Below are 12,455 nucleotides of genomic sequence, written 5' to 3'. Positions count from 1 at the left end.
CGCCGACGGCTTCGCCACGCTGGCCGAGGCACAAGACTGGGTCCAGCAATTCACCGAGTGGTACAACCATGAGCACCGGCACAGCGCCCTGCGCTACGTCACGCCGAGCCAGCGCCACAACGGCGAGGCCAAAGGCATTCTGACGCAGCGCCGAGAGGTTTTTGAAGCCGCGAAGCAGCGCCACCCGGAACGATGGTCAGGTGACATCCGGAAACTCAGCCTGCCAGAAGTAGTGCACCTAAATCCCGAACGGGACCCAGTGCCACAGGCCGCAGGATTTTAAAGAGCTGAAGTCATTTTATATGGCAACTATGTTGACAGACTCCGTATCCCCCCGACACCCTGGCGACCCTGTCGACCGAGGAGTACCGCAACTGGCTCTATGGGCTGACTCACTTCGTCATCGCCGCCAGCCATTATTACCAGCAGAAGGTGGATGCCGATGCGTATGCCTGGGTGCTTGATTCACTCGAGGCGCAGTCCGAGCGGATCATGCGCGATGCCACCGAGGATATCCAGGCGGAGGTGGCGCTTGGCTTCCTGCTCACCGGCCAGGCGGGGCACCCACTGGTTAGACGGGTTCGTGATGCACTGGCGGCGGCGGTGGACCCCGCTGTCGGCATGATTCCCTCGCCGGGCGCCAGCACCGATCTGGAGAGGGGCGAGCATCGCAATGTGTTGGCGATCATGGTGCTGGGGTGGCAGGGACGGTTGTATCCGGGACCTACTCTTTCACCGCCTTAAGAGCAGGATGCCCTGGTTTTTTGAACCGATACCTCTTCCAACTGGAAAGACAGCTCCTTGCGGATATGCAGATAGAGTGGCATCAGATCCTCATGCATCTCTTTTTCAGCTTTTGTATGGTCTATATAGTAAGCATTTCGTAAGCCATGATACTCAATTTCATCGCTCACTTTGGTGAAGTGGAAGCCAGATAGTGCGAGAAGCCTAGGCAAACGAGACTCCATCATTGCAAATACATGGCGGCGACCAGTCAGCCCAACCAGAGAATAGGTACAAAGAAAGAGACCGATGGCAATAAGTGGGAATGTTCTTGCTTCCTTGTTCGAAAGTTCTTGTCCATCAAGTATAATAGATGTATGGCTTTCTCCAGTCTGACGAGATCTGAATTTTCGAGAAATTGCTAGTCTGGAAGCCTCGCAAACCTGGTTCCTCGGCATTTTTCCAGGGTCTAACTCGGGGTGGTTAAGTGCCCCATTTTCCTGAATTTCTACTGGGAGTCTATAAAAAAATGATTCAGGGTCACTTTTAGGGATTACCAGGCGCATGCATCCAGCAGGCAGTCCGCTTCGCTTGTGCTCGATTAGGCAGTGAACTGAAGACTCGTCGTATGCATCTGTTTCCAGATGGAGGGACTGGTCTTCGTGCATCTTGTAATGCAACTCCTGGAGGAAAACCTCATGTCGAAGTGAAAGGGCTTTTCTTTTTGATTCTTGATTCATGGCAAGTACAAAATGATACTCTTCTATGAATTGGCTGAAGAGCTCCTGGTTTCGAGACCGCCTTACCTCGTTGGTGTTTAGCGATGTCATTCTTGACTTCCTTTGTACTGTGGATTGCCAATGGGTCTTGGTAAAATATATAAATAAGAATGAAATGGATTAATAGTATGCTAAAGAAAACTGAAGGATTCCTCCAGCCGTGCAGGGCGGCCCAAGTGGAATCCCTGGCCATAGGTGATGCCATAGGATTTCAGTATTGGTAGCAGTGCTTCCTGGTCGACGAACTCGGCGATGGCCTGCTTGCCGAAGCCGGCGGCAATATCGGCTATGGCCTGGACAATGACACGGCTCTCGGGACTGATCAGCAGGCTGCGTATAAAGGAACCATCGATCTTGATGTAATCCACCGGCAACTGTCCCAGATAGTGGAAGCTGCTGAATCCCACCCCGAAGTCGTCCAGTGCGGTTCGACACCCGAGGTCGCGTAGTGCCTGCAGGACGCCACGCGCCGTGGAGAAATCCGTCACGGCAGCAGTCTCGGTAACCTCCAGGATGAGGTGGTGAGGATCGGCTCCGCTGGCGGCCAGTTCGTCGGCTAGATACTGTTTCAGCCCTACATCGTGCAATGATTGTCCGGACAGATTGACCGCCAGAGAGATGCCGCGGTCCTGTAGTTGGCTGAGTGCCCGCAGGCTGTGGCGCAGTACCCAGCGATCGACCTTCACTATCTGTCCGCTACGCTCTGCGACGGGGATGAAGGCCGAAGGAGACGTCAGGCTACCGTCGGCATCGCGCATGCGAAGCAGAACCTCGTAGTGCTTCACGTCGTGATCTTCCAATCGCATGATCGGCTGCACCATCAGCTCGAAGCTGTCATCTGCCAGAGCACTGCGCACGCGCTCGACCCAATAGACCCGTTCCTGCAATTCGTCCTTGGCATTCTCGGAGTGCGAGAGCAGGTGCCACTGTTGAACGCCGCTCTCCTTGGCCCTGTACATGGCCACGTCGGCGCTGGCCATCATATCGGCTGGCGTGGTGCCGTGCGTGGGATATAGCGCAATACCGATGCTGGCAGTCACACGATGGCGTCGTCCTGTGACGGTAAACCCCAGGCCATCGAGCAGCTGCTCGATATGTTGGGCAACCTGAATCGCCCGGTCCGCATCGGCATGCTCCAGCAGTAGCGAGAATTCGTCGCCTCCCAGGCGAGCGATAATCCCGCGATGTCCGATGTTCAGGAAAAGGGTATCAGCCACTTCGCGTAGCAGGCGATCACCGACATGGTGGCCGCTCAGCTCGTTGACTTCCTTGAACTGGTCGAGGTCCAGCAGTAGCACCGCACCCTGCGACTGGCGCGACAGCGCCACCTGTAGGGCGTCCTGGAAGTAGCGTCGGTTATAGAGCTCGGTCAGGGGGTCGCGTTCGGCCAGCCATGTCAGGCGTGCCTCTGCGGCCTTGCGCTTGGTGATATCGAGTCCTACCGAGATCCGTGACTTGTCATCGTCGACGCTCGCAGACAGAGGGGCATGGTACCAGGCAATGGTATGCTGGCGCTGATCCGGAGTATACAGGCTTCGCTCTTCCTGCTGAGGAATGTCGAAGGCGTTTACCGGGGAGGGCCGGCCTGCCTTGAATACGTCGACGAAATGGCGACCCAACAGTGAGGAATTGTCGAGGTTGAGCATTGTTCGAGTGTAATCGTTGACCAGGCTGATCCGACCCCGGCTATCCTGGGCAATGATGAAGACACGGGCTGTGTCCAGCAGACTATTGACGAAGTCCCGTTCCTTGGCCAGCTCGTCGACGCGTTGTGCCAACTGGTCACCGCGCTCCTGAACCTCCTCCTCAAGCATCTCGAGCTGGCGAGAGAGTGCCAGAGTGGTGTCTTCCAGCACATCGATTTCGTCCGGCAGCCGATAGCGGGTCGCGGGAATGGCGGCTCTGACATCGTCGAAGCCGCCATTGGCAAGCGTTGGCAGCACGCTGGCGATCCGACGCAGGCGTGCCATGGGGCGCAGCAGGATCAACAGCAGCATCAGTTCGGCGGCCAGCCAGCCAATCAGGCCGACTCCCATCAGGGTACGCGTGTCCCTGTTGATGGCCTGGATCTGTGAGGAGATATTGGAGATCAGCAGGAAATAGCCGTTACCGCGACCGCTGGTATCCTCGTCCATTCTTACCGCACTAAGTCCGAGGTGCTGCTCCCGGTCCTGTAACTGCAAAGGGTGCTGCAGCAGGGCGCTGATGGGACTGAGATGCGAAGCCCGCTGCAGCAGGGGCAGACTCTCTTCCTGGCGTGTCAGCGCCAGCAGGTAGCCGTCCCAGGGCGCGAGCTTGCGCTCCTCGATCAGCTCCTGATCCTCCAGCGGGCCCGTGACAAGCAGGGCCACCTCGGCGTTGGAGACCTCTCTGACCTGCCGGGTCACATCGGCCAGTGAGCGGGAGAGCATGACCAGGCCGACGCTTTTACCCTCCACCAGTATCGGAACGGCGGCTAGCTGCTGGCAGTTCCTCGTACAACGCAGCCGTGTGATGGGCCTCTCCGTACTCATGACGCGCTGCACCCACGCCCGGATCGGAAGGCCATCACCCTCACGGTCGGAGCCCCAATGACCCAGGAGTCGCCCTTGGTTGTCCGCGACCCATATCTCGTCTACGCCAGCCTCGAGTTGCAAGGTTGGCCACTGGGAAGCCAGCGCCCTGTCGACTTCGTCTGCATTGCCAGCCTCGAGCGAGAGGCCCAGGCGCGGTGTGGCGGCGGTCAACCCTGCCAACTGGCGAAGGTTCTCGGCTGAGCGCTGGAGGGCCAGGCGAATCACGCGCTGCTGGCGCTCATGATCCTCGTGGCGGCTCTCCTGGAACTGACGCGTTAGATTCTGATGCCCCAGCCAGGTGAACAGCACCACAAGCCCGACCAGCAACAGACTGCTCAGGGCGATGACGCGCCATGTCAGGCTGAGTCGGTGACGGGTCCGGTAAGACGCGTGGAGAGTCATCTTGGCGGTTTCCTGGCCAGGAGCATTGAGATGTCAGAAGCGCAACGAGAGTTGGAATAGCAGCATGTTCCAGCGACGACTGGTCTCCGATGGGTCCGGGGTGTCCTGGGTAGGCAGCCAGCCTGTACCATCGACATGGTGATACTCGCCGGCCAGCATCACTCGCGGGTGGGGGGTCCACTGAAGTCCCAGGGTGATATCGTCAGCAAACTGTGTGTGGGCTGGAATCGAGCCACCAGTGCTTGCTTCAAACCCCTTGCCTGAGCGGTCACTTCGGTCATTTACCAGGCTGTCGTAGCGAACCAGCCATTGCCAGTCATTGTTGAAGCGGCGGGTGTACTGAACGTACCAGCTTTCTCCGTTCCTCTCAGAGTCGGCAAAGGCGTTGAAGCCCTCTAGTTCCAGCTTCCTGATGGCGTATTCGGCAGTCAGGCTCCAGAGCTCATGATTGTACTGAAGGGAGATAATCCAAGGTTCGAAATGAAACTTGCCATCTCCTGGAACACCGGGAGGAGAGTCATACTCCGCATTGGCACTGGCAGCGCTGAGTGCCATGACGACTCGGCCACCATCATGCTCATAGCGTATCTGCCCAATAGCAGATGAATCGGGTTCAAGAGAGCCTGGAAACCTATCAAGCCCCAAGGTTCGGTCTACGTCATCTTTAATGCGTGCTTGCCCAAAGCCTGCTTGCAGCCTGAGAGCTCCTGTTTCGAGCCTTTCCTCGTGGTAAAGGCTGACACCATCACCTGCTAGACCCAACGATCGGGTACGATCGAAGTAGATGGACTGGGGCAGCAGGATGCTGGGGCGGGTAAAGGCCACGTCGCGGGTCTGGTTGTAGAAACCGAAGGGGTTCTTGAAGCGGCCCAGCTGGATGCCGAAGGTGCGTTGCTGATCGGAGAGCATCTGGTAATCGATGAGTCCATAGTCCAGCTTCGGGGTAGCATCACTGCCGTCTCCGCCGGCGCGCCGACTCAGTATCTGGGCGGCCAGCAACACGTCCTCGTGGGGCCGCAGCGAGGCATTGGCGCCAATCTCGGTGAACTTGAAGCTGCCCTCGTCCTCGCTGCTGGGGCCAAAGAAGTTGTTGTCGTCGGTGATGATCAGCGCCTGGCTGAGGAAGCCATGCACCTGGAGGGTGTCCAGCATCTCCTCGCTGTCGGCGTGCGCCGGCAGCCATGCCAGTCCCAGCGCGGCAGGCAGAGTGAAGGCGGCGAGCCTCTCAATCCATCGTGATGACTTGGATACGCTCATCCAGGTACTCCCTTTCCAGATAGCCCACCGCGCCGGAGGTGGTGGCAATACGCTCGCACATCTCGGCCTGATCTCGTACCCGGTCCGGTGCCTGTCCGGTGCCGGAGAAGACCATGCGATCCCACGCCAGCTGCAGTTGATGGGGGTAGACGGCCAGGCGCTCCTTGGCAAAGCGGGCGTGCACGGGATGGTCGTTGGGCAGCACGAAGACGCGCGCGGCCTGCCCGTCGGGCCAGGTGCGCTGGCGCATGGCGAAGATGGCACGCGTGGTATCCCGCGTGAGGTGCTGGGTGGCGACATCGGCATGGGCAACCAGCAGCACGGCCGGGTCGTCGTCGGCAAGGGCCTTTGCCCCCATCCCCGTCAGGGATAGCAGGCAGAGCACCAGGACGGCTCTCAGCCACACCATGTGCCACTCCGTGGCAGAGTGGCATCGAGGGTCAATGTTACGGTGTTGCGGCGGGATATCATGATGGCTTAGTGGCTGCTCTTGTTATGGTGTCACGCTGGCCATGAATAAGCCGGCGGCCTTGCCTGGCGTGGCGGATAATAGCTGCCGATACGCTACATGAAGGGATGAAGGTGTAAAGCTGGTGAATCAACGCAGGTTGCCCGACGGCGGTGCCGCCGGGCGGCAGGCTCAGCCGAAGACCTGAAACGTGTCGGCATTGAGCCACAGGTGAGTGGCGATACTCGCAATGTAGCCCAGGGCGATCACCGGGGCCCAGCGTAGATGACCCATGAAGGTGTAGTTGCCGCGGGCCTGGCCCATCAGCGCCACACCGGCGGCGGAGCCGATGGAGAGCAGGCTGCCACCGACGCCGGCAGTCAGAGTGATCAGCAACCAGTGGCCGTGAGACATGCCGGGCTCCATGGTCAGCACCGCGAACATCACCGGGATGTTGTCGACCACCGCCGAGATCAGCCCCAGGGCCACGTTGGCGTTGGTGGCTCCCCAGCCGCTGTAGAGCGCCTCGGAGAGCATCGCCAGGTAGCCCATGTACCCCAGGCCGCCGACGCACATCACTACCCCGTAGAAGAACAGCAGGGTATCCCACTCGGCGCGTGCCACACGATTGAAGACATCGAAAGGCACGACGCTACCCAGGTGGGCGAGCTTCTTGTCATCGCCGCGGCGGGCGTAGCGGGTGCGCTTCTTCTCCAGCGAGCGCGGAAGGGTGCGGCGCAGGAAGTAACCGAAGAATTGCAGGTAGCCAAGACCGGTCATCATGCCCAGCACCGGTGGCAGGTGCAGGAAGGTATGGCAGGCCACGGCGGTGGCCACGGTCAGCAGGAAGAGCAGGACAATGCGCCGCGCGCCGCGCTTGAGCCAGACGTCTTCCTCGAGGCTATCCGGCTTGCGGTTCTTGATGAAGAAGGTCATCGCCACTGCGGGAATCAGGAAGTTGACCAGCGATGGCCCCAGCAGCACGAAGAACTCCTGAAACTCGATCATGCCGGCCTGCCACACCATCAGGGTGGTGATATCCCCGAAGGGGCTGAAGGCACCGCCGGCGTTGGCCGCCACCACGATATTGACGCAGGCCAGGTTGATGAAGCGCTTGTCGCCCTCGGCCACCTTGGTCACCACGGCACACATCAGCAGGGCAGTGGTCAGGTTATCGGCGATGGGTGAGATCACGAAGGCCAGGCTGCCGGTGATCCAGAACAGCTGGCGGTAGGTGAAGCCCTTGCGCACCATCCAGCTGCGCAGTACGTCGAAGGTCCGGCGTTCTTCCAGGGCGTTGATATAGGTCATCGCCACCAGAAGGAAAAGCATCAGTTCGGTGAATTCGAGCAGGGTGGCACGGAAGGCGTGCTCGGCCTCGGTAGGCATGCCGGCCTGTACGTAGACCCAGCCGATCAGTGCCCAGATGATACCGGCGGCAATCAGCACCGGCTTGGACTTGCGCATGTGCAGCTTCTCCTCGCCCATGACAAGCGCATAGGCGAGGACGAAAATACTCACGGCGATAAGGCCGACCACGGAGCTGGTAAGATCCAGCTTGCCCGTCACCGCGAAGGCGGCGGGGCTGAACAACAGACAGACAAGCACGAGACAACCCGACCACCAGGCATTCTGCCGGGGCCGTAGGGTTGGATATCCGAAGGATGGCATGGCGTTGAGTCCCGAAAACGAGGTTCATGGGAAGGGTGAAAAATCTCCCCTAGTCTAGCACCGCTCGTGCACTGCAATATAGACGCAAGTCCCTACCACCAAAGAAGTAGCCCGGGTTCCACCAGTACCATTTTGTGGCATTATCTGCGCTTCGGCAGCCGCCGGACGCTTTCGGATCGCCAACGACGCAGGCAGTGACGCATGTTTCTCGATGAATTTCATACGCTGGCAGAGGGTCGTTTCACCATCTCGGCCGAACAGGCCAGCCGTTTCGCCAAGGGGGTCGCCGGCGATTACAACCCGATCCATAACCCGGATGCACGCCGTTTCTGCGTTCCCGGTGACCTGCTGTTCGCCCTGGTGCTGGCGCGCTTTGGCCTCTCCCAGCGCATGGAATTTCGCTTCCTCAGCATGGTGGGTGATGGTACCTCGCTGATGTTCCAGGAAGATGCCGATGGGCTGGTTCGGGTCTGTGACGACGCCGGCAAGTGCTATCTGGAGGTCTCGCGCGGGGGGGCAACAACGCGCGATGAAGCGATTGTAGAAGCCTTCACGCGCTGCTATGTCTCGTTCTCGGGCAAGAACTTCCCGCACTACCTCAAGCCCTTGATGGAGGAGCAGGGGGTAATGTTCAACCCGCGTCGGCCGCTGGTGATCTATGACAGCATGGGCTTCTCCCTGGAGCGCCTCGAGGGCCTGGCCCCCGCGCTGGAGCTGCTCGACTCCTCGCTGACGATCAACGGCAAGCGTGGCGACACCCTGCTCGAATTCAGTATCCAGTCGGGCGGTGAGCGGGTAGGCACCGGCTCCAAGAAGCTGGTGGTCAGCGGCCTGTGCGACTATGACCCCGAGGCCATGGACGACATCGTCGCCGAGTTCTACCGGCTCAAAGCGGCCTACGAGGCCTGAGCCGGCGGGCGCTCACTCACTCACGCCTTTACCTTGCCCCGTAGCGCCTTGGTCTTGCCCTTGCGAGTCTTGGAATCGACTCGGCGGCGCTGGGATCCGCGAGTGGGCCGGGTGGGCTTGCGCACCTTGCGTTGCTTCACCGCCTCGCGGATCAGTTCGCGCAGGCGGTTCAAGGCGTCCTCGCGGTTCTGCTCCTGGGTGCGAAAGCGCTGGGCCTTGATGATGACCACGCCGTCCTGACTGATGCGCTGGTCGCCGAGCGCCAACAGCCGCTCCTTGTAGAAGGGTGGTAGGCTGGAGCGCTGGATATCGAAGCGTAGATGGATCGCCGTGGCGACCTTGTTGACGTTCTGGCCGCCGGCGCCCTGGGCGCGGATCGGGTTCAGCGCGATTTCCCAGTCGCCAAGCGCCACGCTATTGGATATTTTCAGCATCGGAGGTCTCTACAGGTCAGGCGCCACGTAGTGGCTCGAGCAGCCCGCCCAGGCCGTTGTGGTCGATTTCGTGCATGAGTGCGAGCAGGCGGCCCAGGTCGCTGTCGGGAAAGCCCTCGCGAGCAAACCATGCCAGGTAGGGGCCCGGCAGGTCGGCGAGCAGCCACCCCTGGTACTTGCCGAAGGGCATACGCATCCTGACCAGCGTCAGCAGGTCCTCGGGGTCCACGTTGCCTCCTCGTCGATGGTGATGTGGGCGGCCATGCTACCGGGATCGCGTCGCCTTGCCCATGGCCGGCAACTCCACCAGCAGGGCGTCTCCCTGGCGCCCCTGGGCGACACGGTCGACGAGGATCTCGAGGATACCGGCATGCTCCCCCACCAGCCGTGTGGTGACGATCCGCAGGCCGGGCGAGTCAGTCATGGCGCGCTCGCAGATCTCGGCGATGTCACCGCCCTCGCCGGCATGACGGCCGGGAGAGAGAAACAGCATGGCCAGGATCACCTCGCGTCCGGCCAGCGCCTTCGAGGCCAGCAGGTCGGCCAGCAGCGGCTCGTTAAAGCGATATGCCTCGCCCTCGCGCCGCTCCATGGAGGCGTAGGTCACACGGTCGGCTTCTTCGGCCAGCATGACGCCGAGTTGCCCGGCCACATAGTTGCGCACCGCGGTGACCTCGGGAATCGGGCTGCCGTGGTCGACCAGTATCACCGTCGGTTGCCGTTTTCCGCCCGCAATGCCGCAAGGGAGGGCGTCACGGACGTTATCGGCAAGCAGTCGGGCCAGGCGCAGGTCGAGCCCCGAGAGGGTATCCACCAGGGGGGCCGTCACCTTGATACCGAGGTTCGGATATTGCTCCTGTACTTCCCGCAGGCGCTCCGGCAGGTAGCCGGTCAGTGCCTGGCTGGGGCCGAAGAAGAAGGGCACGATAACGAGATCGGTCACGCCCTCAGCCGCCAGGCGCTCGACCCGGGGGGCCAGCGTCACGGCCTTTTCGCCCTCGAGCTGCTCGGCGGGAATCTTGTGGGCGTGCAGCAGCGAGGCGGCCTCTACCGGCTCTCCGGTTGCCCGGGCCAGGACGCCTGCCAGGCGGCGCAGATTGAGTACGGCCTGGGGGCGCAGGGAGCCATTGTCGACGAGCAGGATGCGTTGCATTGCGGGGCCTCGAGGTGGTCGCAGTCAGGGGCTTCACCCTAGCCGGCGCCGGCGGCGCTGGAAAGGGCGGCAACGCAAGGCGGTACAAGAGGGGCCGGCAACATGAAACAATGAGCCTGTTAAGCAACCTATCAGACGGCCATCTGCCTGGAGAATTCATGAATCCGACGATTGAACTGCTCAAGTCTCATCGTTCCGTGCGCAAGTTTACCGACCAGCCGGTCTCCCGGGAGCTGCTGGAGGAGCTGGTGGGTGCCGGTCAGGCGGCGGCGACCTCCAGCCATGTGCAGGCCTATAGCATCATTCATGTGAAGAAGCCCGAGAGCCGCGACGCCATTGCCGAACTGGCCGGCGGTCAAGGCTATATCGCCACCTGCGGCGCCTTTCTGGTGTTCTGTGCCGACATGAAGCGTCCCACCGATGCCGCCGAGCGCACCGGGGCGCGAGTGATACGCGGGATGACCGAGCAGCTGGTGGTGGCCAGCGTGGATACCGCGCTGATGGCCCAGAATGTCGCCGTGGCCGCCGAATCGGAAGGCCTGGGTATCTGCTATATCGGCGGCATTCGCAACAACCCCCAGCAGATCAGCGACCTGCTCGGCCTGCCGGAGCATGTCTATCCGGTGTTCGGCATGTGTCTCGGTTACCCGGCCCATGACCCCGATGTGAAGCCGCGCCTGCCGGTGGGGGCGATCCTCAAGGAGGACACCTACAACGACGACAGCGAGCTGGTGGCGGCCTATGACGACGCCATGCACGCGTATTACCAGTCGCGGAAGGGCGGCCCCAAGGACGCCACCTGGTCGCAGAACCTCACCCCGCTGTTCGACACCAAGCTGCGCCCCCATATGCGTGACTTCCTGGTCAGGCGCGGCTTCGAGATGAAATGAATGACGTGGCGTTGGCTCAGGGCTCGACGTCCTCGAAGGCCCGGGGATAGCGCCGCCTGGCCCGCAGCAACCGCCAGATGGTGATGGCGTTGGTGGTGACCACCAGCGCCTCGGCCAGCGAACCGCCCACGGCGCCTGCCAGCAGGTGGCTGAGCAACCAGGCCGTGCCCGCCAGGCCCAGCATCACGCGCATGGGAATGCCGCGCAGCAGGAACATGCCCGAGGTACCCAGCGTCATGGCCACCACGGCGGGAAGGTCTGCCCATCCCTGCCAGGTGATCAGTGCGGCGATGCCGCTGGCGGCCAGCACGCCGGCCATCACCTTGACGCTGCCGGGATAGCGCCGCGCCAGGGTAATGCGTACGACCACCAGCAGGGACAGCGCCGCCGCGGTCCAGCTTTCCAGGAAGAGAAACTGCAGGGCGAAGGCCACGTTGGCCGAGACCAGCAGGACCATGAGGCGCTCGTCCTGCTTGCTGGCAAAGGCCAGGATGCACAGCAGCAGAGCCACCAGGCCGAAGAACTGGCCTGCCATGGCGGTGGTGCTCTCCAGCATCGTGGGCTCTCTCCAATAGACAGGCGTCCCGTATCACGAGTCAGTCCAGCACGATCAGATGGTTGGGCAGCTCGTTGCGTTCGTGGGTGGCCGGTACCTGTTCCTTGAGGTGCCCGCCGCAAGCCTCGATGCACTCGAGGAAGCCCTGCAGCGTCTCGCCCTCCTTTACCCGCCGGGTGAAGGCCGCCACGATAGACTGCCAGGTCGCGTCGTCGAGGCGCGCCGAGATGCCCCGGTCGACCAGGATCTCCACATAGCGCTCCGCCTCGGAGACGAAGATCAGCATCCCCGTTTCTCCCTCGGTATGGTGCAGGTTCTGTTCCAGAAACTGCCGCCGGGCGAGGTTGGCCGCTCGCCAGTGGCGAACCGGGCGCGGGATCAGTCGGGTAATGATAGCGGGGCGGCGGAATACCAGGCCCAACACGATAAAGGTGGCCCACTGCACCAGCGTCAGCTCCCAGGCCGAGAACCAGCCGGGAAAGTAGTTCACCGCGCCGGGCACTACCAGGGCCAGCAACCCCGCCCACAGCAGCGGGATATAGGCGTAGTTGTCCGCCTTCGGCGCCAGTACCGTGACCAGCTCGGCATCGGTGTCGCGTTCGACCCGCTGAATCGCGTCGCTGACCTGACGCTGCTCGTCTTCACTCAATAAAGCCATGGGAGTCGTGATCTCCGAAT

The 12,455-nt window shown here is 61.4% G+C and carries 13 protein-coding genes and 1 pseudogene; 4 read left to right on the top strand and 10 right to left on the bottom strand.

Going from position 1 to position 12,455, the window contains the following annotated elements:
- Together Q358_RS0113020 and Q358_RS17460 are read left to right on the top strand one after the other, a co-directional pair.
- Positions 1-283 (top strand): integrase core domain-containing protein (locus tag Q358_RS0113020; RefSeq protein ID WP_027962405.1); only part of this gene is annotated, 283 nt, incomplete at its 5' end.
- Positions 284-336: 53 nt separating this feature from the next.
- A pseudogene (locus Q358_RS17460) lies at positions 337-744 on the top strand (DUF3541 domain-containing protein); the annotation flags it as partial.
- On the opposite strand, the gene Q358_RS18285 reads toward Q358_RS17460, so the two are convergent.
- The 5 genes from Q358_RS18285 to nhaD form a co-directional block, all read right to left on the bottom strand.
- The gene (locus tag Q358_RS18285; RefSeq protein ID WP_084286555.1) at positions 741-1,553 is read right to left on the bottom strand and encodes a PEP-CTERM/exosortase system-associated acyltransferase; all 813 of its coding nucleotides are present in this window, start codon (positions 1,551-1,553) and stop codon (positions 741-743) included. The pseudogene Q358_RS17460 and the gene Q358_RS18285 overlap by 4 nt on opposite strands.
- A gap of 80 nt (positions 1,554-1,633) precedes the next feature.
- Complete coding sequence (locus tag Q358_RS0113005; RefSeq protein ID WP_027962403.1) at positions 1,634-4,459, bottom strand: bifunctional diguanylate cyclase/phosphodiesterase; 2,826 nt, start codon at positions 4,457-4,459, stop codon at positions 1,634-1,636.
- A 33-nt stretch (positions 4,460-4,492) separates the two neighbouring features.
- Positions 4,493-5,716 carry a hypothetical protein gene (locus tag Q358_RS0113000; RefSeq protein WP_169735519.1) on the bottom strand — a complete coding sequence of 408 codons (1,224 nt, stop codon included), beginning with the start codon at positions 5,714-5,716 and terminating at the stop codon, positions 4,493-4,495.
- Positions 5,685-6,125 carry a hypothetical protein gene (locus Q358_RS0112995; protein WP_051530374.1) on the bottom strand — a complete coding sequence of 147 codons (441 nt, stop codon included), beginning with the start codon at positions 6,123-6,125 and terminating at the stop codon, positions 5,685-5,687. Before Q358_RS0112995 ends, Q358_RS0113000 begins: the two co-directional genes overlap by 32 nt.
- A 231-nt stretch (positions 6,126-6,356) precedes the next feature.
- Complete coding sequence (gene nhaD, locus Q358_RS0112990) at positions 6,357-7,772, bottom strand: sodium:proton antiporter NhaD (protein ID WP_425402559.1); 1,416 nt, start codon at positions 7,770-7,772, stop codon at positions 6,357-6,359.
- A 264-nt stretch (positions 7,773-8,036) separates the two neighbouring features.
- Here nhaD and Q358_RS0112985 point away from each other — a divergent pair, with 264 nt between their 5' ends.
- Positions 8,037-8,744 (top strand): DUF3581 family protein, encoded by a 708-nt coding sequence (locus Q358_RS0112985; protein ID WP_027962399.1) that lies wholly within the window; start codon positions 8,037-8,039, stop codon positions 8,742-8,744.
- A 20-nt stretch (positions 8,745-8,764) separates the two neighbouring features.
- On the opposite strand, the gene arfB is transcribed toward Q358_RS0112985, so the two are convergent.
- The 3 genes from arfB to Q358_RS0112970 are packed head-to-tail and all read right to left on the bottom strand — an operon-like array spanning position 8,765 to position 10,331.
- Positions 8,765-9,178, bottom strand: coding sequence for an alternative ribosome rescue aminoacyl-tRNA hydrolase ArfB (arfB, locus tag Q358_RS0112980; RefSeq protein ID WP_027962398.1), 414 nt, complete (start codon positions 9,176-9,178; stop codon positions 8,765-8,767).
- A gap of 16 nt (positions 9,179-9,194) precedes the next feature.
- Positions 9,195-9,407 (bottom strand): DUF3820 family protein, encoded by a 213-nt coding sequence (locus tag Q358_RS0112975; RefSeq protein WP_027962397.1) that lies wholly within the window; start codon positions 9,405-9,407, stop codon positions 9,195-9,197.
- A 36-nt stretch (positions 9,408-9,443) separates the two neighbouring features.
- Positions 9,444-10,331, bottom strand: coding sequence for a sirohydrochlorin chelatase (locus Q358_RS0112970; protein ID WP_027962396.1), 888 nt, complete (start codon positions 10,329-10,331; stop codon positions 9,444-9,446).
- A 158-nt stretch (positions 10,332-10,489) separates the two neighbouring features.
- On the opposite strand from Q358_RS0112970, the gene nfsA reads away from it, so the two are divergent.
- Positions 10,490-11,221 (top strand): oxygen-insensitive NADPH nitroreductase, encoded by a 732-nt coding sequence (nfsA, locus tag Q358_RS0112965; protein WP_027962395.1) that lies wholly within the window; start codon positions 10,490-10,492, stop codon positions 11,219-11,221.
- Positions 11,222-11,237: 16 nt separating this feature from the next.
- On the opposite strand, the gene Q358_RS0112960 is transcribed toward nfsA, so the two are convergent.
- Both Q358_RS0112960 and Q358_RS0112955 read right to left on the bottom strand, forming a co-directional pair.
- Positions 11,238-11,777 carry a YgjV family protein gene (locus tag Q358_RS0112960; protein ID WP_027962394.1) on the bottom strand — a complete coding sequence of 180 codons (540 nt, stop codon included), beginning with the start codon at positions 11,775-11,777 and terminating at the stop codon, positions 11,238-11,240.
- A gap of 40 nt (positions 11,778-11,817) precedes the next feature.
- The gene (locus Q358_RS0112955) at positions 11,818-12,435 is read right to left on the bottom strand and encodes a TPM domain-containing protein (protein ID WP_027962393.1); all 618 of its coding nucleotides are present in this window, start codon (positions 12,433-12,435) and stop codon (positions 11,818-11,820) included.
- Positions 12,436-12,455: the final 20 nt, after the last annotated feature.

The sequence above is a fragment of the Halomonas halodenitrificans DSM 735 genome, assembly GCF_000620045.1.
GTDB lineage: Bacteria > Pseudomonadota > Gammaproteobacteria > Pseudomonadales > Halomonadaceae > Halomonas > Halomonas halodenitrificans.
Note: the sequence above shows the minus strand (reverse complement) of the source record. Positions and strands in the feature narration are given on the sequence as shown.

What these genes read in the sequence shown, in the direction of transcription:
- nfsA (WP_027962395.1), top strand. Translation starts at nt 10,490, where the DNA reads ATGAATCCGACGATTGAACTGCTCAAGTCTCATCGTTCCGTGCGCAAG.
- Q358_RS0113000 (WP_169735519.1), bottom strand. Translation starts at nt 5,716, where the DNA reads ATGAGCGTATCCAAGTCATCACGATGGATTGAGAGGCTCGCCGCCTTC.
- Q358_RS0112960 (WP_027962394.1), bottom strand. Translation starts at nt 11,777, where the DNA reads ATGCTGGAGAGCACCACCGCCATGGCAGGCCAGTTCTTCGGCCTGGTG.
- Q358_RS0112970 (WP_027962396.1), bottom strand. Translation starts at nt 10,331, where the DNA reads ATGCAACGCATCCTGCTCGTCGACAATGGCTCCCTGCGCCCCCAGGCC.
- Q358_RS0112985 (WP_027962399.1), top strand. Translation starts at nt 8,037, where the DNA reads ATGTTTCTCGATGAATTTCATACGCTGGCAGAGGGTCGTTTCACCATC.
- Q358_RS18285 (WP_084286555.1), bottom strand. Translation starts at nt 1,553, where the DNA reads ATGACATCGCTAAACACCAACGAGGTAAGGCGGTCTCGAAACCAGGAG.
- arfB (WP_027962398.1), bottom strand. Translation starts at nt 9,178, where the DNA reads ATGCTGAAAATATCCAATAGCGTGGCGCTTGGCGACTGGGAAATCGCG.
- Q358_RS0112955 (WP_027962393.1), bottom strand. Translation starts at nt 12,435, where the DNA reads ATGGCTTTATTGAGTGAAGACGAGCAGCGTCAGGTCAGCGACGCGATT.
- Q358_RS0112995 (WP_051530374.1), bottom strand. Translation starts at nt 6,125, where the DNA reads ATGGTGTGGCTGAGAGCCGTCCTGGTGCTCTGCCTGCTATCCCTGACG.
- Q358_RS0113005 (WP_027962403.1), bottom strand. Translation starts at nt 4,459, where the DNA reads ATGACTCTCCACGCGTCTTACCGGACCCGTCACCGACTCAGCCTGACA.